The following is a 23,979-nucleotide window of genomic DNA, read 5'->3' as shown; positions in this document are numbered from 1 at the left end:
TTCATAGCAATGCAGGAGCAAAATGATGGCCGATGGCGACCAGAAAAAGACAATTGATGAAAACGGCGAGGGCGGCAACCTGCCGAGTCGTGATGATATTGTCAGGCATCTGGCCGAAGTGCCCAAGGCCGAACGTTTTTTGAACCGGGAATTAAGCTGGCTACAGTTCAACATGCGTGTATTGGAAGAGGCGGAGAACATGCGTCATCCGCTTCTTGAGCGGTTGCGCTTTCTCTCAATCTCGGGCAACAACCTTGATGAATTTTATATGGTACGTGTCGCTGGCCTGAGAGGACAGAGTGACCTGAAAATTGAAGTGTGTTCCGACGACGGGTTGACACCCTTTCAACAATTGCAGCAAGTCAATGACCTCGCCGAAACCCTGATGGCAAAACAGCAACATGTCTGGGCACATCTTAAAAAAGAAATGCGGGAAAACGGCGTTATTGTGCTGGACGAGGGCAGCCTTGAAGAGAGCGACCACGAGTGGATCGAGAATTATTTCCTTGAAAGCGTGTTGCCGGTCCTGACGCCAATCGCTGTTGATCCGGCGCACCCATTCCCGTTTATTCCGAATTTGGGCCTTACCATGGCACTTTCCATGGTGCGGAACACGGACAACAAGCCGATGGTGGCGCTGTTGCCGGTGCCGCGCCATGTGCAGCGCTTTATCCGGTTGCCCGGGCACGGCGGCGATGTACGCTTTATACCACTTGAGCGCATGCTGACATTGTTCCTTGATCAACTGTTCCCCGGCTACCGTTGTGAGGGTAGCGGTGTATTCAGGGTTGTGCGCGACAGTGATATCGAGATTGAGGAGGAAGCCGAAGATCTGGTGCGCGTATTTGAAAGCGCTCTCAAACGTCGACGCCGCGGCCGTGTGATCCGCCTCAAGATTGATTCCGAAATGCCGGAAAAGCTCCGTAATCTTGTGATTGCAAAGCTGGATGCAGATACGGAAACCGTAGTTCTGGTTGACGGTATTGTGGGTGTAAACGATACCAGCGAACTGATTGTCGATGATTTTCCCGATCTCAAATTCATCCCGTATAACCCGCGGTATCCGGAGCGTGTGCGAGACTTCGGCGGCGACATATTTGAAGCGATCGCGGCCAAGGATTTTGTAGTTCATCACCCTTACGAATCGTTCGAGGTGGTGCACCATTTCCTCAGGCAGGCAGCCCATGACGACAATGTCGTGGCTATCAAACAAACGCTTTACCGCGCAGGTTCGCAGTCGCAGATCATCCGCGCGCTGATAGAGGCGGCGGAGGCTGGTAAATCGGTCACCGCTGTGGTTGAGCTCAAGGCACGTTTTGACGAAGAACAAAACATCAAATGGGCGCGAGACCTTGAACGGGCCGGCGTCCATGTGGTTTTTGGCTTCATTGACCTGAAAACGCACGCCAAGGTGTCAATGGTTGTCCGGCGCGAAAACGGCAAGCTCAAAAGCTATTGCCACTTTGGTACGGGTAACTATCATCCCGTAACCGCGCGAATATATACCGACCTGTCTTTCTTCACCGCCGATCCCGCCATTGCGCGGGACGCGAACCGTATGTTCAATTATCTCACAGGGTATGTGGAGCCAGCGGGGCTTGAGAAATTGATTGTGTCCCCCTTTGCGCTGCGTGATCAGCTTATAAAGCTGATTAACAAGGAGATAGACTTTGCCCGCGAGGGGCGCCCGGGCGCCATATGGGTGAAACTGAATTCACTGCTGGATGCCAAGATCATCGACAAGCTTTATGAAGCGTCATGCAACGGGGTGAAGATCGAATTGATTATACGGGGGATATGTACGCTGAGGCCCGGCATCAAAGGCCTAAGCGAGAATATTCGCGTACGCTCCATTGTTGGGCGATTCCTGGAACATGCGCGCATCTGTTGTTTCGGCAACGGCCACGGGCTGCCGTCCAGGCAGGCCAAGGTGTTTATCTCTTCGGCCGACTGGATGCCCCGGAACTTCGACCGCCGGGTCGAAACGCTGGTGCCGATCGAAAACCCGACCGTGCATGACCAGATCATGGGGCAGGTGATGGCAGCAAACCTCAAGGATAACGCGCAATGCTGGACGATGAATTCAGACGGTTCCTTTGATCGCATTGTGCTAAAAGATGGCGAGAAAGAATTTATTGCGCACCACTATTTCATGACCAACAGTTCGCTATCGGGCCGTGGTAAGGCGCTGGGGGGAGACCGCAAGATCGAGCCGGTCATCGCCTATGACGTTAAGGATTAATCTGTATGTTTGAAGCCGTTGCGCACGTAGACCAGTATCTGGCGGTAATCGATATTGGTTCCAACTCTGTGCGTCTTGTGGTGTTTTCCGGCCTGCGTCGTGTGCCTGACATCATCTTTAACGAAAAGATGATGTGTGGCCTGGGGTCAGAGGTCGGGTCGACGGGCCGCATGGGCAAGGCGCAGATCAAGCTCGCTATCTCGACCCTCAAACGTTTCAAGGCGCTGTGCGACCAGATGGATGTGAAAAATATCCATGCGATCGCGACAGCGGCGGTGCGCGATGCCAAGAATGGCGCGGCGTTCGTGCGGCTGGTCAAGCGTGAATGCGGGCTTGATATCACCATTATTGAAGGCGAAGAAGAAGGGCGCTTGTCTGCATCCGGTGTACTGTCGGGGGAACCCAACGCCACAGGCTTGATGGGTGACCTTGGCGGCGGGTCGCTTGAGTTGGCGCAAATGCGCGAGGGTGAAGTGCTTCACACCGTCAGCCTGCCAATAGGTCCGCTACGCCTCATGAGTAGGTTTGGTGTCAACCGCCGCGATATCCGACGTTTTCTGCGCCAGGAGTTTGCTAAAATCGACTGGCTCAAGGACTGTTCCGGCCAGAATCTTTACATGGTGGGCGGCGCTTGGCGGAATATTGCCAAGCTTATGATGCGCGAGAAATCAAACCCGTTACCCATATTGCATGGCTACCGCTCGAGCCGGCGGGAGTTCACGGATTATTGCCGCCGTCTTAGCCGCCTTCGTCCGCAAGACATCCCTTTTGGAGGCTCGCTAACGGAAGCACGCCGCGAGGTGTTGCCGGTGGCCGCCATCATCATGGCTGAAGTACTTGCGGTAATTCGGGCCAGAAATGCTGTCGTCTCCACCTATGGTCTGCGCGAAGGGTTTCTGTTTGACAAGCTCGAGACAGACACCCGGCAAATGGACCCCTTCATTTTTACCTGTCATGTTCTGGCTGCTGAGCGCTGCCGTTTTCCCGAGCATTCGGAAACCATCTACGAATGGACCCGGCCGCTGTTCCAGCGCAAGATTGAGGACCCCGCGCACCGGGACAAGCTACACCATGCCATATGCCTGTTAGGAGATATTGCTTGGCGGGGACATCCGGATTTCAGAGCAGAAAAAGCGGTTGAAACGGTGCTGCACGGGCATTTTGTTGGCCTTACCCACCGGGACAGGGCGTATCTTGCCGTGGCGCTTAATCAGGCTTATGGCGCGGCAATTGATGCGCCACATGTCGCACATATTCTGCCGCTTCTCAATATCAGTGAACTTCTTGAAGCACGCATGATGGGCGCGGCCCTTAGGCTTGCACAGCGCCTGTCGGGCGGGGCGGTGACGGCGCTCACGGTATCACGCCTCAGGGTCAGCAAGAGCAAGCTGCTGCTTGGCGTACCACGGGCCTATAAAGACATCACCAATGAGGTGGTATTGAAGCGCCTGACACAGCTGTCGCAACTGATGGGTCGCAGGCCCGTGATTGAATTTCCAAAAGACCTGAGGGTGCCGTCCTCCTAGGCGCCTTCTTCGTCGTCTTCCGGCTCTTCTTCGGCAACCAGTTCAACCACGTCAATATCGCCGTTACGTGCGGTCAGGCCCAGATCACCGTTCATAAGTTTCACAGCGTCCGCGCCAAAAATCTCATAGCGCCAGCCGTGCATAGCCTTGATATCTGTTGTGTCCGGTTCCGCAGCCCAGTTTTCTAGGTCCTGTGCGTTGGCAACCATGCGCGCCGCAACCTTGGCGTCCTGACACTTGATCTTCAGCAATACTTTAAGCAAGTCCGCCATCGGCGGTGTGGCCGGCCGGGGTTTTGCGCGTTCAATATGCGGTAGTTCGCCATCCGGGATATTCATGCCCGCTTCAAGGGCGCTCATCAGGCTTTTGCCGGCTTTGGAACGGCTGAAGCCTTTGGGGATGCCACGAATGCGATCTAGCGCGGTTTCATCCTTTGGGGGATGTGCGGCAATCTCGAACAATGTTTCATCTTTTGCGACGCGGTTGCGCGGCAGGTCACGTTCTTTTGCCTGCCGTTCACGCCAAGCCGCCAGCTCCTGCAAGAGGCCGAGGAAACGGGGTTTGTTGGTGCGGACCTTCAGGCGTTGCCAGGCGTCCTCAGGCGCAATCTCATAGATGTTGGGGTCCCGCAGAGTCGCCATTTCTTCATCGACCCAGCGTTCACGACCGGTTGCTTTGAGTTCGCCTGCGAGACGGCGATAGATTGTACGCAGGTAGGTCACGTCACCCAACGCATAATGCAGTTGGGTGTCAGACAGTGGCCGCTTGGACCAGTCGGTATAACGTGCAGACTTATCCAGCTGCGCCTTGGCAATTTTCGTCACCAATGTCTCATAACCGACCGAATCGCCGAAGCCACACACCATGGCGGCAACCTGCGTATCGAAAACAGGGGAGGGCAGCTTGCCCATCATTTGGAAGAATATCTCCATATCCTGCCGGCAGGCATGCATTACCTTGAGTACTTTCTGGTTGTCCAGAAGGTCCATCAGCGGTGCGAGATCAAGGCCATCCGCAAGCGGATCAATAGCATGCGGGCCTTCATCGTCGGCTACCTGCACAAGACAAAGCTTGGGATAATAGGTGTTATCGCGGAGAAACTCGGTATCAACTGTTACGAAGTCGGCTTGGGCCAGACGTTCGCAAAGGGCCCTGAGTTCATTTGTGTCCGTAATCGGCTGCATCGAAATATCCGTTGTTGTTTGCGGCATCTAATACACAAGGATGGCGCAGCCGTCACCCTTTCTCTACAATCCTGTGATCGTGGTCTTGACATTCGACATCATTCATGCGCTTTTCCGGGCCAAATTTGTACAAATTTTGTACACGGATAAAGACTAAAAAAGATCGTAGGACATCATGCACGCTTATCGTTCGCACACCTGTAACGAGCTTCGCCACAGCCATGTTGGCGAGACTGTCCGCCTTTCCGGCTGGGTTCACCGCAAACGGGACCATGGTGGTCTGCTGTTTATTGACCTTCGGGACAATTATGGCATCACTCAGCTCGTGTTCGACACCGATAGCGCGAGCTTCGCGGCTGCGGAAGCTGTTCGCGCGGAAAGCGTAATCCGCATCGACGGCCGCGTGAAAGCCCGCACGGAAGACACAGTCAACAAAGACCTGCCCACGGGCGACGTTGAAATCTATGTCGACGAGATGGAACTATTGTCCTGCGCTGGTGACCTGCCGATGCCTGTCTTTGGCGACACAGAATATCCCGAGGATGTGCGGCTGAAATACCGTTTCCTTGATCTGCGCCGCGAGCGCCTGCACAAAAACATCCTGCTGCGGTCGGGCGTCATCAACAGCCTGCGTCGCCGCATGGTTGAGCAGAACTTTACCGAATTCCAAACACCGATCCTTACGGCATCAAGCCCCGAAGGCGCGCGTGACTTTCTCGTGCCAGCGCGCCAGCATCCCGGCAAGTTTTATGCGCTGCCACAAGCTCCGCAACAGTTCAAACAGCTGATCATGGTCTCCGGCTTTGACCGTTATTTCCAGATCGCACCGTGTTTCCGTGACGAAGACGCCCGCGCCGACCGTAGCCCGGGTGAGTTCTATCAACTCGATATCGAGATGAGCTTTGTCACACAGGATGACGTCTTCAACGCGATTGAGCCTGTATTGGTTGAGGTGTTCAAGGAATTCTCCGACAAGAAGGTTACCGAAGCACCGTTCCCACGCATCGCGTTCAGGGACTCCATGCTGAAATACGGCAACGACAAGCCTGACTTGAGGAACCCGATTGAAATTCAGGACGTAACGGAAATTTTCCGTGGCTCCGGTTTTGGCATTTTTGCCAGCATGGTTGAAAACGGCTCTGTCGTGCGCGCCATTCCGGCACCACAGGCGGGCCTCAAATCACGCAAATTCTTTGACGGTATGAACGACTGGGCGAAGCGCGAAGGTTTTGCCGGTCTTGGTTACATCAACATCAAGGAAGGTGTTCCCGGCGGTCCGATCGCCAAAAACCTTGGTGAAGAGCGCACCCAGCAGCTTCTCGAGCAGCTTGGCCTTGGCGCTAACGACGGCGTTTTCTTCGCCTGTGACAAGGAAGCTGGTGCCGCAAAACTGGCCGGTGTAGCGCGTACAAAAGTAGGCGAAGACCTCGAGTTGATTGCCGATGACGAGTTCAAATTCTGCTGGATCGTCGACTACCCGATGTTCGAGTATAACGAAGACGAAAAGCGTATCGACTTCTCGCACAACCCGTTCTCCATGCCGCAAGGCGGCATGGAAGCCCTGGAAACACAAGACCCGCTGGATGTGTTGGCGTACCAGTATGACATCGTCTGTAACGGCATTGAGTTGTCGTCAGGTGCGATCAGGAACCACCGTCCGGATGTGATGATCAAGGCGTTTGGTATCGCGGGTTACGATGAAGCCACCGTTGAAGCCGAGTTTGGCGGTATGCTGAACGCGTTCAAATATGGCGCGCCGCCGCATGGTGGCCTGGCTCCGGGCGTTGACCGCATGGTCATGCTGCTGGCTGACGAGCCAAACATTCGCGAAGTCATCCTGTTCCCGATGAACCAGAAGGCGGAAGACCTGATGATGGGTGCGCCATCGACCGTCAGCGCGAAACAGCTCAGGGAGCTGCACATTCGCTGCGTCGAGCCGGTGAAAAAAGAAACCGAATAAGGTACAGAGATGGGGCCCGCGCGGCCCCATCTTGCCATTTAAGGGCAGGGCGCGGGCCTTGCTCACCTGCCCGCACCAATAGTGAGACCGGTTGATGAAAGACAAAATCCTTATCCTTGATTTCGGTTCGCAGGTAACTCAGCTTATCGCGCGGCGTGTACGCGAAGCTGGCGTTTACTGTGAGATTGTTCCCTTCAACAAAGCCACGGAAGTTTTGGGCAGCTTTAACCCGGCGGGTATCATCCTTGGTGGTGGCCCGGCCAGCGTGACACACGAAGACACGCCGCGCGCGCCTGACCGTATTTACACCATGGGCATTCCCATTCTGGGTATCTGCTACGGTCAGCAAACCATGGTTTCGCAGCTTGGCGGCAGCGTCACAGCGTCCGACCATCAGGAGTTTGGGCGCGCCTTTGTTGACGTGAAACAATCTTGCGCCCTGTTTGAAGGCGTTTGGTCCGTCGGCGACCGCGAGCAGGTCTGGATGAGCCACGGTGACCATGTGGACCGCCTGCCAGGCGGCTTCAAAGTTGTCGCAACCAGTGAGGGCGCCCCATTTGCGGTTGTTGCCAACGATGAAAAACGTTTCTATGGCGTTCAGTTCCACCCAGAGGTAATGCACACCCCTCACGGCGCACAACTGATCCAGAATTTTGTTAAAAACATCTGCGGTTGCCCCGGTGACTGGACCATGGCCAGCTTCCGTGACACCAAGATCAAGGAAATCCGCGAACAAGTCGGCGACGGCAAGATCATTTGCGGTCTATCCGGTGGTGTGGACAGTTCCGTGGTCGCCGTGCTCATCCATGAAGCTATCGGTGACCAGTTGACCTGTGTATATGTCGATCATGGCCTGATGCGTCAGGGCGAAAGCGATCAGGTGGTGAACCTGTTCCGCGAGCACTATAACATTAACCTTGTGCACCGCGATGCGTCTGACCTGTTCCTTGGCGCGCTCGCCGGTATCAGCGACCCCGAGACAAAACGCAAGACCATCGGTAAGCTGTTCATCGACGTGTTTGAAGAAGAAGCACGCGCTGTAGGCGGCGCAGATTTCCTTGCGCAGGGCACGTTGTACCCGGATGTAATCGAAAGTGTTTCCTTCATTGGCGGACCGTCGGTGACCATCAAGTCACACCATAATGTGGGCGGCCTGCCTGAGCGCATGAACATGGACCTCGTGGAGCCGCTTCGCGAGCTGTTCAAGGACGAAGTGCGCGAGCTGGGTCGTGAACTGGGCCTGCATGACGACTTTGTCGGCCGTCACCCGTTCCCGGGGCCTGGCCTTGCCATCCGTATCCCCGGTGAGATTACCCGTGAGAAGGCGGATATCCTCAGGAAGGCGGACGCCATCTATCTTGAAGAGATCCGCAACGCAGGGCTATATGACACCATCTGGCAGGCTTTTGCCGTGCTTCTGCCGGTGAAAACCGTTGGCGTTATGGGTGACGCCAGAACCTATGACCATGTTTGCGCACTGAGGGCCGTGACGTCCACCGACGGCATGACGGCAGATTATTACCCATTCCCACATGACTTCCTTGGCCGCACGGCCACGCGCATTATCAACGAAGTGCGCGGCATCAACAGGGTCGTCTATGACATCACGTCAAAACCTCCCGGAACGATTGAGTGGGAATAAGGGTTGCTAACCGCCGGATTCACCTCCGGCGGACGCCTTTCATCCTGCCAGCTATATCTTTGCTTTTTATCGTGCTGCACACTATATGTTCAGCACCATCGGTGATGCACCTATTGCAGTAAGGAGAGGCCGCCATGTCGACTGAACCCAAAGACGTATCTGTGGATGCGCGCCCCAAGCGCCAGCAAACCGCCAAGAATATTGCGCAGATGAAGGGCGGCACCCCCATTGTGTGCCTTACGGCCTATATTACGCCGATGGCGGCGCGGCTTGATAAGCACTGTGATCTACTGCTTGTCGGAGACAGCGTTGGCATGGTGCTATATGGCCTTGAATCGACCCTTGGTGTGGATGTTGAAACCATGATCCGGCATGGCCGTGCCGTCTGCCGCGGCGCCAAGCAGGCCCTGGTGGTGATCGATATGCCATTTGGTTCCTATGAGGAATCCAGGGAACTGGCGTTCCGCAACGCAGCTCGTATCCTTTCAGAGACAGGCGCGGGGGCCGTCAAGCTTGAGGGCGGCGTGGAGATGGCGGAAACTGTAAGGTTCCTGTCGCACCGGGGCATACCGGTGCTGGGCCACGTGGGGCTTATGCCACAATCTGTGAACACAAACGGAGGCTATGGTGCTCGTGGCCGCAGTGTAGACGAGTGGCAGCCGATCATTGACGATGCAAAGGCCGTCGAAGCGGCAGGTGCGTTTGCGGTTGTGCTTGAGGGGGTTGCCGAACCGCTGGCGCGGAAGGTGACGGAAGAGCTTTCGATTCCGGTGATTGGCATAGGTGCTTCAAACGCCTGCGACGGTCAGATACTGGTGACCGAAGATATGCTGGGCCTGTTCGCTATTAATCCCAAATTTGTCAAACGGTTTGCGGAACTGGGGGCCAGTATCGAAGACGCCATAGGTGCTTACTCGCGCGAAGTTCGAACCCGGGCATTTCCCAGTGAAGAACACACTTATAAAATGCGCGGCTCAAACTCCTGAAACAGCGCCGAAAAATGACCACAATCCGCTGCTCTGGTAAATAGTGTTTTCTAGGTTTGCGTCTCGGCAAGGCTTTGGCTATTGTAGCGGCCAATTCACGAGGCGTTTGCCCAATATTAACGGTTTAATAGACGCCGCCTCCATCTGATAAGAGAGGCGGGTTGTCTGGGGAGTATAGTGTGTCGGACCTGAATTCCGATCTTCTCACGCAGGAAGTCGATGACGAAGTGCGCCGCGAGCGCATGATCAATCTTTGGAAATCTTACGGCAAATACCTGATTGGTATTGCTGTGGGCATCGTTGCCATTGTGGCAGGCACCGAAGGCTATGACGCTTATGTCAAATCGGTCGAGCAGAAAAACTCGTCCGCGTTTGAGGCAACCGTTGAAGCCGCCGCGGCGGATAGTTCCTCCGCGCTGAAGCTTTGGGAAGATGTGACCCCGACACTGAGCGATGGGTACGGTGCTCTGGCGCAGCTCAGGCTTGCCGCCGCCGCGATTGACGCTGGCGATATGCAGCGGGCTCTCGATGCCTATGACGGCCTGGCCGCCAACAGCAAGGCAGACACAGCGCTGCGCGACTTTGCCCAACTTCAGGCCGGTATGCTTATGGCAGGCAAGATGAATGATCTTGACGCAGCGCGCGGACGCCTTGCTGCGATCGCGCTCAAGGGCAATGCCTGGTACTTCAGCGCGCAGGAGCAACTGGCACTTATCGATCTTCGTCAGGGCATGCTGGATGAGGCGCTTTCCAAATTCACTTTATTGGCAGATGACGCACAATCACCACAGACGGTGAAAACACGCGCCAGCCAGTTCCGCAGTTTCATCGAAGCCAAGCAGATGTCGGCAACTGAAACATCCGCGCCCGCGGTTGATGAACCAGCAGGCGATACCCCTGAGGCTGAAACAGCGCCCGATACCAACGAAGAAGGAGAGGCGCAGTGACATCTTCCACGCATAAACTGCTGCGTTTTGGTCTGCTGGCCGTGACAGCATTTGCTGTCGCTGCCTGTAGTGGTGGCAGCAAAAAGCCACGCGGTAAGTACGACGACGAAGGACGCGAGCGTATTGCGATCCTGAGCGCGACCCAGACGCTGGATGCAGACAGCGCGATCTCCAGTCTGCCGGTTGTTTTGCCCGCGCCATATACCAACGGAAATTGGGCACAGGTCGGCGGCAACGCTTCGCACCGGGTACAACATCTTGAGCTTGGTGACACACTCGCCCAGGCTTGGCGGCGCAAAATAGGTCGAGGTAACGACAAATATGAGCGCATGGTTGCAGGCCCAGTGGCGGCAGATGGCCGTGTTTTTGCCGTAGATGTCGAGGGCGGGATTACCGCTGTTGCGCTATCAGATGGTCGTCAGCTCTGGAAGAACGAACTCAAGGATATATCCGGTGAACGCAGCGATGTCGGCTTTGGCGGCGGCGCAGCCTATGCGGACGGCAAACTTTATGTCACGTCAGGTTATGGCTCCGTGGTTGCCCTGGATGCAACCAGTGGCCGCGTGTTGTGGACACATAAAGGTGAAATTCCATTCCGCGGCGCCCCAACGGCCGCTGGCAACCGCGTTTTTGCGATTACACATGACAACCAGATGCTGGCTTTGAATACAGCGGATGGCTCGGTTATCTGGGAACAGGTTGGCATTGCGGAAACCGCTGGCATGCTGGGCGCCGCAAGCCCTGCCTACGACGGCACCGCGCTCATAGCGGCGCTTTCCTCCGGGGAACTGATTGCCCTTCGTGGCGCCAACGGCCGTATTCTGTGGCAGGACGCGCTTTCAAGCTCACGTCGGCTGACACCGCTTGCGACACTTTCCGATATTGACGGTGAACCGGTTATCGACCGCGGCAAAGTCTATGCGGTTAGCCATGCGGGCAGCATGGTGGCGATCGACATGCGGAGCGGTGAACGTTCATGGGAGGCGGACATTGCTGGTGTGAATATGCCTTGGGTTGCGGGGGACTTTGCCTTTGTCACCACCATCGACAGCCAGCTTGTTGCCGTCGCACTTGGTGACGGACGTGTGCGCTGGGTTGCCCAGCTACAGCGTTTCGAAAACCAGGAAAAACGCCGCGATCTGATCAAGTGGAACGGGCCGGTGCTTGCCGGGGACCGCCTGCTTGTCACGAGCTCTCACGGGTATGCCGTCAGCATTTCTCCCTATACCGGTGCTGTTCTTAGTGCGGTAAAGCTGCCAGCCGGTAGCTCGACGGCACCGATTGTGGTAAACGGCACCTTTGTTGTGCTGACAGACGAGGGTGAGCTGGTCGCCTACCGCTAGGCGCCGGCACCCGATTGGCCCCATGGGGCCTAGCCGAAAGAAAAAGTCATGGGCTTTACCGTTGCCATTGTTGGTCGCCCCAACGTTGGGAAATCAACCCTGTTCAACCGTCTGGTTGGCAAAAAGATTGCGATTGTGGATGACACCCCGGGTGTCACACGGGACCGCAGACGTGGCGAAGGGCGCATTGCCGACCTCGAATTTGACATTATCGACACCGCTGGGCTCGAGGAAGGGGAGGCAGGCTCTCTGCCGGACCGGATGCGCCGACAAACCGAGGTCGCGTTGCAGGAAGCCGATATCGCCCTTATGTTGTATGACGCTCGTGCCGGCGTAACGTCAATGGATGAACATTTTGCCTTGTGGCTCAGACGTGGCAACAAGCCGGTTATCCTTGCAGCGAATAAATGTGAAGGCAATGCGGTCATCGACAACATCTACGAGGCGTATGCACTTGGCCTTGGCGAGCCGATTGGCCTGTCTGCCGAGCATGGCGAAGGCCTGGGTGAGCTGTATGCGGCTATCGTAGCATCACTCAAGGAGCAGGGCATCGACCCCTATGAGGGTGAGGATGACGAATTCAGCGAACGCCCCAAAGGTGTCGACACAGGCCCGACCGAAGGGGACATGGCCTATGAATTTGTCGATCCTGAGGATGCGGAGCAAGAGATCCGCCCGCTACGCCTGGCTATTGTTGGGCGCCCCAATGCCGGCAAATCTACGCTAATCAACGCACTTGTTGAGGAAGATCGGTTGATTACCGGGCCGGAAGCCGGGCTTACCCGCGATTCCATCGCGGTAGACTGGGAATGGGAAGGGCTGCCGGTGAAGCTGTTCGATACAGCAGGCTTGCGCCGTCGTGCCCGGGTCACGGAGAAGCTTGAGAAGCTCTCCGTCGCCGATACCCTGCGCGCTGTACAGTTTGCCGAAGTCGTGGTCTTGTTGCTTGATGCTGAAATCGGCATTGAAAAGCAGGACCTCAAAATTGCCGAACGCGTTGTCGACGAGGGCAGGGCCCTTATCATCGCACTCAACAAGTGGGATGCGGTCGACGACCGGCTTGAAGTGCAGCGCCAGCTTAAGGACGCGCTTACACGCAGCCTGCCGCAGCTTAAGGGCGTGAAAATCATCAATTTCTCCGCGCTCACCGGCGCAGGCATCCACAAGATGATGCCCGCGGTTGCCGAAGCCTATGAAATATGGAATGCGCGCATCCCCACGGCGGCGTTTAACCAGTGGCTGACCGACACACTTGAGAAGCACCCGGCGCCATCGGTGGCGGGACGGCGAATCAAAATACGTTATGGTGCGCAAATCAAGACCCGGCCACCAACTTTCCTGCTGTTTTGCAACCGTCCGGATGACCTCCCGGACAGCTACAAGCGGTATCTGGAAAATGAATTACGCCGGGATTTTAACCTGCCAGGTGCGCCGATACGTATGCTTCTTAAAAAGGGCAAAAACCCCTATGAAAGCAGACGCAAGAAAAAGCGCTAAGACAAATACCACTTTCTTTTGACGCGGCCAGAAAGCGCATTATGATCATTCTTCATGAGGCGGCTAATTGGCATTTTTCTTTTTGTCTTTATCTTCGGCATGCAGGTGCGCGCCGAAGATGTTGCGATCGTCTTTGCAACGGACTGGAAAGCCCAGGCCGAACATGGCGGTTTTTACCAGGCGCTAGCCAAGGGGTTCTATAAAAAGCGCGGGCTTGAGGTTAGCATCCGCCCCGGCGGGCCACAGACCGACAATCCACGCCTGATGGCGGCTGGCGCGCTTGATATCGCCATGGCGTCCAACAATTTCCAGCCGCTTAACCTGATAGCGGCCGGCGCGGACGTGAAGGTTGTAATGGCGTCTTTCCAGAAGGACCCTCAGGTGCTGATGGTCCATCCACATATTAGTGCGGGCGGTATTTCCGACCTCAAGGGTATGCCAGTCTTTATTTCAGACAGCGCCGTGGCAACCTTCTGGCCCTGGCTTGCAGCCAAATTTGGCTTCGAGGATAGCCAGATCAGGAAATACACCTATTCGCTGGCTCCCTGGCTCGTGAATGAAAGCACCGCGCAGGAGGGCTACCTGTCCTCCGAGCCATACACCGCGGCTGAAGCAGGTGTCACACCAAAAGTGTTCCTGTTTGCTGATGCGGGCTATCCCGGATATGCAGGCATGGTCATGGTGCGCAACGATTACCTGCAGGCAAACCGCGCGGCTGTGCGGGCTTTTGTTGAAGCCTCTATCGAGGGGTGGCAGGATTATGTCTGGGGTGACCCAACGCCCGGCAATGCCTTGATTTTAAAAGATAATCAGGAAATGACGCCCCAACTGATTGCGTTTGCCATCGGTAAAATGCGTGACAATGAAATGTTGGGCAGCCAGCCAAACGTGGGCCAGATGACCGAGAAACGCTGGGCCAGCTTCTATCAGGAAATGTCTGCGCTTGGCATCGTTGAAACGGGCCTTGATGCCACGGACGCCTACACGCTCGAGTTTTTAAAGGCAGAAACCGGGACGGGAAAATAATGCTCACCGCAACGGACCTCCATTTTTGTTATCCAGAAGGCGAGGGAGCGGTTACCAACGGGGTATCCTTTGAGGTAGCCGCAGGTGAAATTGTCTCGCTGCTGGGCCCCAGCGGTTGCGGAAAATCCACGGTACTCAGGCTCGTTGCCGGGCTCTTGCAACCAGATAGGGGGTCCATCAATTGGCCAGTGGGCGACAAACGGCTGTCGTTCGTGTTTCAGGATGCAGCGCTGATGCCTTGGGCGACTGTACTTGAAAACGTGCTTCTCCCACTTAGTCTCAAAGGCAAAGCAGGAGATCGAACAGAGGCCGCGCTTGCCAAGCTGGCCTCCGTCGGCCTTGAGGGCTACGACCACCGTTATCCACACAAGCTGTCGGGCGGACAAAAGATGCGTGTTTCAATTGCCCGTGCCCTGATGGCGGGGCCCGAACTGTTGCTTCTTGATGAACCCTTTGCTGCCCTTGACGAAATCCTCCGGTTTCAGATGAATGAGATGCTGCTCAAGTTACGGCGGAAGCAAGGCTGGGCAGCTCTTTTTGTAACCCACAGCGTATATGAAGCCGCCTATCTTTCTGACCGGATTTTAGTCATGAAAAACGGTAAGATATCCGGAGAATTTAATCCAAAACTTGATCGTGATAAACCGTCATTCGAGCAGCGCAGTTCAAAGGCTTTCACCAGCGCTGTGGCCAACGTGTCCAAACTGCTGGAGACGCGGCAATGAAACGTATATTGCTCCCGCTCCTGGCGCTGTTGGCTTTGATCTTTGTCTGGCACGTATGGGTCGCTTTCGGCACGATACCAAAATTCATTCTGCCGTCACCTGCATCTGTGTTCACGGCTTTACTGGACAATTTGTGTACACTTATGTCTTCTGCGGGGCAGACGCTCAGGGTAACCCTGATCGCGCTTGTCGCCGCAGTTCTGAGCGGGGTGGGACTGGCACTGGCTTTCAGTCTCAGCCGTACGGTTGAAATGACCATCTACCCCTTCGCCGTCATCTTGCAGGTAACCCCCATTGTTTCAATCGCCCCTCTCGTGCTGATTTGGGTTGGTATCGATCATGTAGAACGCGCGCTGGTCATCATCGCCTGGCTTGCCGCCTTTTTTCCAATCTTGGCCAATATGTCCGCAGGTTTGCGTGCTGTTGACCCGCACTTGGGTGATCTGTTCACCTTGTATGGTGCGACACGTTGGCAGCGGTTCTGGCGGCTCCTGTGGCCAACGGCGATGCCTTACCTGCTGGCCAGCCTCAAGGTCAGCGGCGGCTTCGCCCTTATCGGCGCTGTCGTCGCGGAGTTTGTGGCGGGTTCAGGCGGCGCCACCGGACTGGCGTGGCGGATACTGGAGGCCAGCAACAGGTTACAGACCGAGAAAATGTTCGCGGGGCTTATTCTGCTCAGCCTGATGGGCGTAGCCATATTCTACAGCTTCGTCGCGCTCGAGCGTTGGTTATTGCGCTACCGGGCATGAGGGCTATACGCGGCACAATGTCACTTGCCCAATCACTGGGAACGGAGTAGCAAGCGCGCATGATGTTCCAAACCAGAGATAAAGACCGCCGCGCGGTCGCCATGTGGCTGCTGTTTATGGCTGCCCTTGTGTTCACCATGGTTGTCGTCGGCGGCGCAACCCGGCTGACTGAAAGTGGTCTGTCGATTGTCGACTGGCGCCCGGTCACCGGTGTGCTGCCCCCGATCGGACAGCAGGAATGGCAGGCCGAATTCGCCAAGTACCAGACCAGCCCTGAGTATAAGCTCAAAAACTATCATATGAGCCTTGAGGACTTTAAGGGCATTTTTTACTGGGAATGGGCTCACAGGTTGCTTGGCCGCCTGATTGGCCTGTTTTTCTTTGTGCCAATGGTCTGGTTCTGGGCGCGGGGCCGTGTTCCCCATGGGTATAAACCGCGGTTGGTTATGCTTTTCATCCTGGGCGGGCTTCAGGGTGTGCTTGGCTGGTATATGGTCAAGTCAGGCCTTGTGGATGAGCCTGCGGTAAGCCACTACCGCCTGACAGCACATCTGTCGCTGGCCCTGCTTATCTTCGCCGCGCTCTTCTGGACTGCCCTGTCCTTGTTGAACCCAGCCCCCGAGCGGTCAACAAAAAAGATTAAACGTCTGAGCCACATCGCTGCATTGGTTCTGGTGCTGCAGATAGTGATGGGGGCACTGGTTGCCGGGCTCAAGGCCGGGCATATCTTCAACACGTGGCCGTTGATGGGTGATACTTTTGTGCCTGAAGGCCTTCTTGCCATGGAACCAACATGGCGCAATTTTTTCGATAACGCGATCACCACGCAGTTTGACCACCGTATCGGCGCCTATCTGTTGACAGCGTTGACGTTCAGCTTGCTTTGGTGCGCGCGCGGACAGAGCTACAGACTCAAAAAAGGCGTTTATGCCTTGACGGCAGCGGTTGTCGTACAAATGTTTCTAGGTATAACGATGCTTCTGAAAGAAGTGCCTGTCAGTTGGGGAACAGCCCACCAGGGTGGCGGTGTTCTGGTACTGGCAGCAATAATATATCTCATGCATATGCAGCGAGGGAGGACAGCCGAGTGAATAAAGAGACCGAATTTGTTACCATATATCTGATGGCCGAAAGCGAAGATGTAGCCGTACACCTAGCCACTGCGCTGGTGAAAGAGCGGCTTGTGGCCTGTGCGAACGTGCAATCCGGAACACGTTCCATTTATGAATGGGATGGTATTATCCAGTTGGATAACGAAATCACCGTTTTCATGAAAACGGTGGCGCGCAAGGTTGATGCGGCCATTGAACGTATCAAGGAAATGCACAGCTATGAGGTGCCGTGTATCACGGTTGCCCCGATCGTCGCGGCAAACCCGGCATACCTTGAGTGGGTCAGGCGACAGACAGACGACGAATAACCCTATTCAAGCCAGAGGTTATAGAGGGCGGCGGTATCATCGTCGCCTTCACCTACATGTAGTGTGCCGCCTTCAATAATGAGCGCACGGCCGGAACCGACCTCCCCCCACAGTATCCCCTTCAAAAATACAGTCATTCCAAAGCGGATACCATAGGCCTTTGCTTTGGCGGGCAGGGCGTATTTCACCCAGGCTTCACCTTCACTGATATTCCCCACGTCGGTGCGCCACGCCGATGAGTCAGGTGCGTCACCCAGATATCCCCGCCACGGGGCATCCCATGTGGTGCCTGCAAGAAAGCCCGGCACAAGCATCATGTCAGCGCCTTGTTCGGCAAGATAGTTTGCCGTGTCGTCAAACCAGCTGTCTGCACAGATAAGCACGCCGATAGTACGCCCCGCTTCGTGGAAGACGGGCAAAAAACCCGGCTGTGCCGACGTGGTAAAGCCTGCCTCTGACGGGATGGGGTGTACCTTGCGGACAGCGTCCTCTTGCGCGCTCCCATCCGGTGCAAACACGAAGCCTGCATTGAAGATGGGGCCATGGCCGTAGCTTAAGCTGTCGGCATAGACACCGGGCGTCATCATCGCACTTGAACCTGCAACCAATGTAACACCATACTTGCGGGCAAGGGACGAATAAACAGCGAGCTGTGCGTCGGCCGAAGCGCGGGTGCGCGTGCGAACAAGCGCTGCCGTCACGGCATCATCCTCATCAAAAATATACAGGTTTTTCAGGAGCTGACCAAGGTTGTGGGTGATAATTGGCAACATGGCGCTGCTTGTGCTGCCGGCGTTATATACCCGGCTTTTCTGGTCAACGGCCATAAGCCAGGTGCCGATATGTTCCGGCAATAAAACAATGGTCTTTTCGCCAATCCACCCCATGGCTTTCGCTTCAAGCAGGTAGCCGTCCAGCTTGGCTTCAAAGCGTCCCGCGTTCGCATAATCAAGTGGCTCCATGTAGGGTTCGATGCCGACCACGTTGCCTGCGCCGCTATTGGTTCCGTAACTTGCGCTATGATGGAGGTGAAGGGCGGGGGGAGTGGTCAAATCCGGGCTGAGGCCGGGCCAGAAAAGGTAAAGGGCGGCGACCGCAGTCACCACCAGAGCAATCAGCTTTTTTCTATGCCTCAGCATCAGGCGTCAGAGAGTTTGACAACCTGTTTGCCAAAGTTGTTGCCCTTGAGCACATCAATGAAAGCCTGCGGCGCATTCTCGATACCTTCGGCAACGCTCTCGCGGTACTTGAGCTTGCCTTCTTTGAGCCAGCCCGCGCCAACGCCGATCCACTCCTTGCAAAGGTCCGGGTAGTTGGAAACAATAAAGCCCTGCATGCGGACACTACGGCCAACCAGCACCGCCATGTTGCGCGGGCCGGGCGGCAGTTCGCTCAGTTTGGCGTTATACATGGAGATCATGCCACACAGGGCCACGCGGGCATTGAAGTTGAGGCTGTTGATAACGGCCTCAAGCACCGGCCCGCCAACGTTTTCAAAATAAACATCGATGCCCTTGGGGTTGGCGGCGCGGACGGCTTTATACACATCTTCGGTTTTATAGTTGAATGCAGCATCGAAGCCCAGTTCATCCTTCAGGTAGGCCACCTTGTCATCTGTGCCTGCGCTACCGGCCACATGACAGCCCATGTTCTTGCCGATCTGGCCAACAACCTGACCGACGGCACCGGACGCGGCGGAGACAAAAAGTTGCTCGCCCTCCTGAAGCTCAGCGACACCTTTAAGGCCCACATACGCTGTCATGCCAGGCATGCCGAGGATGCCAAGGTAATAGGAGAGGGGGGCAAGGTTCGGGTCCACCGGCTGGAAGCCGTCACCGTTTGTCGTCATGTAATTGGCCCAAAGGCCCATGCCAACCACATAGCTGCCCACCGGGAATTTGCCCTCATTGGATTCAATGACCTTGGCCACAACGCCTGCCTGAAGCGGTTCGTCAATCTGAAAGGGAGGGACATAACTTTTCACGTCATTCATGCGACCGCGCATATAGGGATCAACCGACATATAAGCGGTTTCAAGCAGCATTTCACCCTTTGCCGGTTCGGGCATCGCGGCGTCAGCGAGCTTGAAGTTATCCGGGCTCACCCAGCCGTCGGGGCGGCTGTTCAGCAGGATTTGTTTATTACTCATGATATTGATCCCCTCCGGGTTTTCTTAGATTTTTTGTTCTCTCATGATATGGCGCTGGTGGCGTTGGGGACAAGGAAGCAGGGTAAATTGCACTCAATTAATGGGGTATTTATATACCGCTTTTTTAATGTCATGATTTTATTGCTTTTTTTTGAATTAAACCCGCTAAAAACAGTTTGACAGTTCTCAGATTATGCCTATATTCCCGGCCAATGCGATGCGGGCCCGTGTTCTGGCCTCGCGCGTTTGAGTTCAACACCGGATTTTCCGGTAACCGAGGCAAATATTGCGATGAAAACATATTCCGCAAAACCTTCGGAGATCGAGAAGAAATGGCTCGTTGTCGATGCTGAGGACGTAGTTCTCGGCCGTCTGGCACAAGCTATTGCTGTCATTCTCCGTGGGAAGCACAAAACCACGTACACACCGCACATGGACTGCGGCGACAACGTGATTGTCATCAACGCTGAAAAAGTAAAGCTGACCGGCAAGAAAATGGCCGACAAGGTTTACTATCGTCACACCGGTCACCCTGGTGGTATCAAGTCGGCAACTGCTGGCGAGATCCTCACCGGCCGTTTCCCGGAGCGTGTTGTTGAAAAAGCTGTTGAGCGTATGATCCCGAAGGGTCCGCTTGGCCGTCAGCAGATGCGCAACCTGCGTGTATACGCCGGTGGCGAACACCCGCACACGGGTCAGAACCCTGAGGTTCTCGACGTTGGCGCAATGAACCCGAAGAATAAGAGGTAACCAACATGGCTGACCTTCAGGACCTTAAAGAAATCACCGGTGCGGCTGACGCTGCTGTGGTGGAAGCTGCGGAAGAGCGCAAGCCGGTTGTTGACGACCAGGGCCGCTCCTACGCAACCGGCAAGCGTAAAGACGCTGTTGCCCGCGTTTGGGTAAAGCCCGGTTCCGGTAAAGTGACCGTAAACGGTCGCGATCAGGAAACTTATTTCGCACGTCCAACGCTGCGTCTGATCGTGAACCAGCCGTTTCAGGTCGCTGGCCGCGAAAACCAATATGATGTTATCGCAACCGTTAAAGGCGGTGGTCTTTCAGGCCAGGCTGGTGCGGTCAAGCACGGCATCTCCAAAGCGCTTCAGCTCGCTGAGCCGGAACTGCGCGGCGCCCTCAAGGCTGCTGGCTTCCTGACACGCGACAGCCGCGTTGTTGAACGTAAGAAATACGGTAAGGCAAAAGCCCGCCGGAGCTTCCAGTTCTCCAAGCGTTAAGCGTCTACACGTTTTTGTTTCGAGTATCAGTTTCGAGTATCCAAAAATTCAGTATCGAGTGCAAAAGGCCGTCCCCCGGGGCGGCCTTTTTTCGTGATCGCTGCACCACGCCATATTTATCGCTTCTTTATGAGCCAGTGTGAGCCTCAGGGCCGAATGTTTATGGGGATGAGGTTACCATCCTTCGGAATATTGATCTAAGGAGCGCAAGATGCACAGGAACATGAAGACGATCAGCCTGCTGTTAGGCAGTGTATTTATCGTGCAGGCCTGCACGACCGACCCCTACACGGGAGAAAAGAAGGTTTCCAACACCGCCATCGGCGCGGCTATAGGCGCGGCAGCCGGTGCGGTTGGTGGGGTCATCGTCGGGGGTTCCAACAAGCGTAAGGCAGCCCTTATTGGCGCCGGTATCGGCACATTGGTGGGTGGCGGTGTCGGTTTCTATATGGACCAGCAGGAAAAGAAACTGCGTGAACAACTGCAAGGTACAGGCGTTCAGGTTGTTCGTGACGGGGATAATATTATCCTCAATATGCCGGGTAACATCACTTTCGATACCGACAGCACAACAGTGAAGCCCGACTTCATGGAGGTTTTGCATTCCGTATCGCTGGTGCTGGACGAATATGAAAAAACCTATGTCGACGTAATGGGGCACACGGATTCCACCGGGTCTGACAGCTACAATATGCAACTGTCGCAAGGCCGCGCACAGGCTGTCGCCAGCGTGCTCACTCAAAAGGGGGTCGAGCCGGTACGGCTTGTCGTCCGTGGCTATGGCGAGCAATATCCGATTGCCAGCAATGACACCGCAACAGGGCGCGCGCAAAACCGCCGCGTTGAAATTGCGCTATCGCCCGTGGTCGAATAGGCCACAGCTGACGATAACCCATGACGTTACGCCTTATGGCGGGCCAACTGGTCCGCCCTGCCATGCTAGCGAATATATCACTTTCGTTGACTGAGAAGGTGAAATGTGAAAAATGACCGCCGTTGCGACCAAAAGCAGGGGTTATGGTTATGGATATCGGCGTACCAATCAAAGAGCTCGGAAAAGTGGATTGTCAGGCGCTTATTGACCGCATCAGTACACTTGATCCCCAGCTTTGGGATTTGTGTGATATCCGGCAAAAGAAATATGACATTCATCGGCACACCAAATCGATCGTAATGATTTTTGCCGAGGGCTGGCCCGATATCCGGCTTGCACGGTATCCGGGATGGGATGTGCTGGCATCATTTGCCATGCCCATCATCGAGAAAATTGTCAAGCAACACTATAGCCCCGGTGGGGCCGTTATCCGTGCGATGGTGGCCAACCTTGTTGCAGGCGGTGAAATCGAACAGCATTACGACGCAGCCCCGTCATTTGCCGTGGGGCACCGTATTCACGTGCCTCTCAGGACCAACGAGGACGTAACTTTTACAATTGATGATCAGGACTATAAACTGGAGGTTGGTTCGGTCTATGAACTCAACAACCTTGTTGACCATGGCGTTGTCAACAACAGCGGCGAAGATCGCTATCATCTGATCTTCGACTACGTGCCACCCCAGCCGCAAATGACCCCCGCCTGACAAACCAACTAGTGGTCGTGGTCGCAATCCGGGCCATGAACATGATGATCGTGATGATGGTGTGCATGGCCACAGTTCGGCCCGTGCACATGATGGCCTGACTGCTTGATATACTTCTGCATCTTCTTGACCAACAGATCACGTTTCATCTTCGAAAGATTGTCGAGATAGGTGCGGCCATCGAGATATTCCATCTCATGTTGCAGCACAGTGGCCAGCCAGCCGTCGGCGTCCAGCTCCTGTTGCTTGCCATCCAGGTCAAGGTAGCGCACACGCACGGCATCGGGCCGGGTAATCTGTGCCGAAATGCCCGGAAAGCTAAGCGAAGCCTCCTCATTGCTTGAAGTAACGTCCGACTGCCAGATTATTTCCGGATTGATACAGACAAGCGGGGAGCGCTTTCCTTCAAGCTGCAGGTCCAGCACCACGATACGCTTCAATAGCCCCACCATATTGGCACCAATACCGATTCCCCGGTTCATGTACATGATCTCAAGCATCTGATCGGCGTGTTGCCGAACTTCATCCGTGACTTCCGCAATGGGCACAGCTTTTTTACGAAAAATCGGGTTTGGTGCGAGAATAAGCTCAAGCGACGTCATGACAGTTTCATTCTTTCCTGCGATGCAATGATAGGGCGGCGCCAAAATACGCGGTTGAGTAAAAAATACCAGCAGCCTTTTTGTTGCTGCGTAGCTAAAGTTGCATTAGAACCAAAAAAAGCGATCACCACGCGATATACGATTGGGTAAATAGATGTCTTCATTTGGAAGCGATGTCTCTGACAAGATTCGCCACTCCCTTGCCGGTTTCAACATTGAAGCCATCAGTGAAGGTGGGGCGACCAACCTCAGTGAAAATGCGGCCTGGCTGCTTGACTATGCAGCCGGTAAAAAGGCACCAGAACAAAAATATCCCCGGAGGTCTGATTTCAACCCGGTTGAGATGAAACACATCTTGCCACATGTGCTTATTCTTGAACCACAAATGAGCATGACCAACAAGATACTGGATATCAAGGTCCGCCTGATGGGTACCGCCGTATCATGGTTTTACGGCGAAGCCGGGGGCAGCACCGTCCGTGATTTTGCCGATTCAATGGCGTCCCAGCGCGCTTTTGAGCTGGTTCAATATAGCTTTGGCTGTGAGGAAGCTGTTGTTGGCTCATCCTTCAAATTGAACCACAGCCTGCCATACCATCAGGTGACGGTACTCCTGATCCCGCTCGCCGAGGACGGCCAGAATATCAGCCACTTTTTCGTACATGTACATATCACGCCTGAAGACTGATTGTTAATGTGATCACATTTTTCTTGTCTGTTCAGCCCGGGCGCGGCATCGTGCGACCCGACCAATAAACAAGGAGCACAACATGTCTGCGAACGGTGTATTGAATTTTTCTGATGCCAGCCCTGAAATTGAATCGGGCCCTGTTGCGGCAGAGAAGCTTATTGACGGGCATCCGCAGCAGCGCACGGAGAACTTCTACACAGGTAAGGACGAGCGGTTTTTTTCAGGTTATTGGTCTTCATCCGTAGGCAAGTGGCGCGTGAACTATGACAGTGAGGAAGAATTTTGCCATCTTCTTGAAGGGGAGGTCGTCCTCACTGACGAAGGTGGGAATTCGAGCCGCTTTCAGGCCGGAGCCCGCTTTACAATCGCCGAGGGTTTCACGGGCACATGGGAAACCGTGGCCGATTGCCGCAAGCTTTACGTCATCGCGCTCAAAGGCTGATACTTGCCACATTCGGCAGGTAGCCTTGCGCT

General features: G+C 55.1%; 23 protein-coding genes. 19 read left to right on the top strand and 4 right to left on the bottom strand.

The window, feature by feature from the left end:
• Nucleotides 1–25: 25 nt before the first annotated feature.
• Complete coding sequence (locus tag OEU85_RS12015; RefSeq protein ID WP_394805418.1) at nt 26–2,242, top strand: RNA degradosome polyphosphate kinase; 2,217 nt, start codon at nt 26–28, stop codon at nt 2,240–2,242.
• 5 nt (nt 2,243–2,247) lie between these two features.
• Nucleotides 2,248–3,768, top strand: coding sequence for a Ppx/GppA family phosphatase (locus OEU85_RS12010; RefSeq protein ID WP_262691720.1), 1,521 nt, complete (start codon nt 2,248–2,250; stop codon nt 3,766–3,768).
• Here the strand turns inward: OEU85_RS12010 and rnd are convergent.
• Nucleotides 3,765–4,952, bottom strand: coding sequence for a ribonuclease D (gene rnd, locus OEU85_RS12005; protein WP_262691719.1), 1,188 nt, complete (start codon nt 4,950–4,952; stop codon nt 3,765–3,767). The genes OEU85_RS12010 and rnd overlap by 4 nt on opposite strands.
• Nucleotides 4,953–5,127: 175 nt before the next feature.
• Here rnd and aspS point away from each other — a divergent pair, with 175 nt between their 5' ends.
• The 11 genes from aspS to cutA all read left to right on the top strand — a co-directional run bounded on the left by aspS (nt 5,128) and on the right by cutA (nt 17,247).
• Nucleotides 5,128–6,912, top strand: a complete 1,785-nt coding sequence (gene aspS, locus OEU85_RS12000; protein ID WP_262691718.1) for an aspartate--tRNA ligase — start codon at nt 5,128–5,130, stop codon at nt 6,910–6,912.
• Between the two features lie 94 nt (nt 6,913–7,006).
• Entirely contained in the window at nt 7,007–8,554 is a 1,548-nt protein-coding gene (guaA, locus tag OEU85_RS11995) for a glutamine-hydrolyzing GMP synthase (protein WP_262691717.1), read from the top strand.
• 134 nt (nt 8,555–8,688) lie between these two features.
• A complete protein-coding gene (panB, locus tag OEU85_RS11990) occupies nt 8,689–9,540 on the top strand; it encodes a 3-methyl-2-oxobutanoate hydroxymethyltransferase (protein ID WP_262691716.1) in 852 nt (283 codons plus the stop codon).
• A gap of 179 nt (nt 9,541–9,719) precedes the next feature.
• Complete coding sequence (locus OEU85_RS11985; protein WP_262691715.1) at nt 9,720–10,487, top strand: tetratricopeptide repeat protein; 768 nt, start codon at nt 9,720–9,722, stop codon at nt 10,485–10,487.
• Nucleotides 10,484–11,830 (top strand): PQQ-like beta-propeller repeat protein, encoded by a 1,347-nt coding sequence (locus OEU85_RS11980; protein ID WP_262691714.1) that lies wholly within the window; start codon nt 10,484–10,486, stop codon nt 11,828–11,830. The genes OEU85_RS11985 and OEU85_RS11980 overlap by 4 nt, the downstream gene beginning before the upstream one ends.
• A 48-nt stretch (nt 11,831–11,878) precedes the next feature.
• Nucleotides 11,879–13,327: a ribosome biogenesis GTPase Der gene (gene der, locus OEU85_RS11975; RefSeq protein WP_262691713.1), complete on the top strand. Its 1,449-nt coding sequence runs from the start codon at nt 11,879–11,881 to the stop codon at nt 13,325–13,327.
• Between the two features lie 54 nt (nt 13,328–13,381).
• Nucleotides 13,382–14,353: an ABC transporter substrate-binding protein gene (locus tag OEU85_RS11970; protein ID WP_262691712.1), complete on the top strand. Its 972-nt coding sequence runs from the start codon at nt 13,382–13,384 to the stop codon at nt 14,351–14,353.
• On the top strand, nt 14,353–15,078 hold the full coding sequence (locus tag OEU85_RS11965) for an ABC transporter ATP-binding protein (RefSeq protein WP_262691711.1): 726 nt from the start codon (nt 14,353–14,355) through the stop codon (nt 15,076–15,078). Before OEU85_RS11970 ends, OEU85_RS11965 begins: the two co-directional genes overlap by 1 nt.
• Entirely contained in the window at nt 15,075–15,827 is a 753-nt protein-coding gene (locus tag OEU85_RS11960) for an ABC transporter permease (RefSeq protein ID WP_262691710.1), read from the top strand. Before OEU85_RS11965 ends, OEU85_RS11960 begins: the two co-directional genes overlap by 4 nt.
• Nucleotides 15,828–15,886: 59 nt before the next feature.
• A complete protein-coding gene (locus OEU85_RS11955; RefSeq protein ID WP_262691709.1) occupies nt 15,887–16,918 on the top strand; it encodes a COX15/CtaA family protein in 1,032 nt (343 codons plus the stop codon).
• The gene (cutA, locus tag OEU85_RS11950; RefSeq protein ID WP_262691708.1) at nt 16,915–17,247 is read left to right on the top strand and encodes a divalent-cation tolerance protein CutA; all 333 of its coding nucleotides are present in this window, start codon (nt 16,915–16,917) and stop codon (nt 17,245–17,247) included. Before OEU85_RS11955 ends, cutA begins: the two co-directional genes overlap by 4 nt.
• 2 nt (nt 17,248–17,249) lie before the next feature.
• Here cutA and OEU85_RS11945 read toward each other — a convergent pair whose 3' ends face one another.
• Both OEU85_RS11945 and OEU85_RS11940 read right to left on the bottom strand, forming a co-directional pair.
• Nucleotides 17,250–18,386 carry a nitrilase-related carbon-nitrogen hydrolase gene (locus OEU85_RS11945; protein WP_262691707.1) on the bottom strand — a complete coding sequence of 379 codons (1,137 nt, stop codon included), beginning with the start codon at nt 18,384–18,386 and terminating at the stop codon, nt 17,250–17,252.
• On the bottom strand, nt 18,386–19,396 hold the full coding sequence (locus tag OEU85_RS11940; RefSeq protein WP_262691706.1) for an NADP-dependent oxidoreductase: 1,011 nt from the start codon (nt 19,394–19,396) through the stop codon (nt 18,386–18,388). Before OEU85_RS11940 ends, OEU85_RS11945 begins: the two co-directional genes overlap by 1 nt.
• A 291-nt stretch (nt 19,397–19,687) precedes the next feature.
• Between OEU85_RS11940 and rplM the strand changes: the two genes are divergently transcribed.
• From rplM to OEU85_RS11920, 4 genes are all read left to right on the top strand, one after another.
• Nucleotides 19,688–20,146 (top strand): 50S ribosomal protein L13, encoded by a 459-nt coding sequence (rplM, locus tag OEU85_RS11935; protein WP_262691705.1) that lies wholly within the window; start codon nt 19,688–19,690, stop codon nt 20,144–20,146.
• 5 nt (nt 20,147–20,151) lie between these two features.
• Nucleotides 20,152–20,631 carry a 30S ribosomal protein S9 gene (gene rpsI, locus OEU85_RS11930; RefSeq protein ID WP_262691704.1) on the top strand — a complete coding sequence of 160 codons (480 nt, stop codon included), beginning with the start codon at nt 20,152–20,154 and terminating at the stop codon, nt 20,629–20,631.
• A gap of 211 nt (nt 20,632–20,842) precedes the next feature.
• Nucleotides 20,843–21,505, top strand: a complete 663-nt coding sequence (locus OEU85_RS11925; protein WP_262691703.1) for an OmpA family protein — start codon at nt 20,843–20,845, stop codon at nt 21,503–21,505.
• 149 nt (nt 21,506–21,654) lie between these two features.
• Nucleotides 21,655–22,212: an aspartyl/asparaginyl beta-hydroxylase domain-containing protein gene (locus OEU85_RS11920; protein WP_262691702.1), complete on the top strand. Its 558-nt coding sequence runs from the start codon at nt 21,655–21,657 to the stop codon at nt 22,210–22,212.
• An 8-nt stretch (nt 22,213–22,220) separates the two neighbouring features.
• On the opposite strand, the gene def is transcribed toward OEU85_RS11920, so the two are convergent.
• Nucleotides 22,221–22,814, bottom strand: coding sequence for a peptide deformylase (gene def / locus OEU85_RS11915; RefSeq protein ID WP_262691701.1), 594 nt, complete (start codon nt 22,812–22,814; stop codon nt 22,221–22,223).
• A gap of 154 nt (nt 22,815–22,968) precedes the next feature.
• Between def and OEU85_RS11910 the strand changes: the two genes are divergently transcribed.
• Nucleotides 22,969–23,502 carry a PAS domain-containing protein gene (locus OEU85_RS11910; protein ID WP_262691700.1) on the top strand — a complete coding sequence of 178 codons (534 nt, stop codon included), beginning with the start codon at nt 22,969–22,971 and terminating at the stop codon, nt 23,500–23,502.
• A gap of 82 nt (nt 23,503–23,584) precedes the next feature.
• Nucleotides 23,585–23,947: a cupin domain-containing protein gene (locus tag OEU85_RS11905; RefSeq protein WP_262691699.1), complete on the top strand. Its 363-nt coding sequence runs from the start codon at nt 23,585–23,587 to the stop codon at nt 23,945–23,947.
• Nucleotides 23,948–23,979: the final 32 nt, after the last annotated feature.

The sequence above is a fragment of the Kordiimonas aestuarii genome (assembly GCF_025574465.1).
GTDB lineage: Bacteria > Pseudomonadota > Alphaproteobacteria > Sphingomonadales > Kordiimonadaceae > Kordiimonas > Kordiimonas aestuarii.
This window is presented reverse-complemented; position numbering and strand designations above follow the sequence as displayed.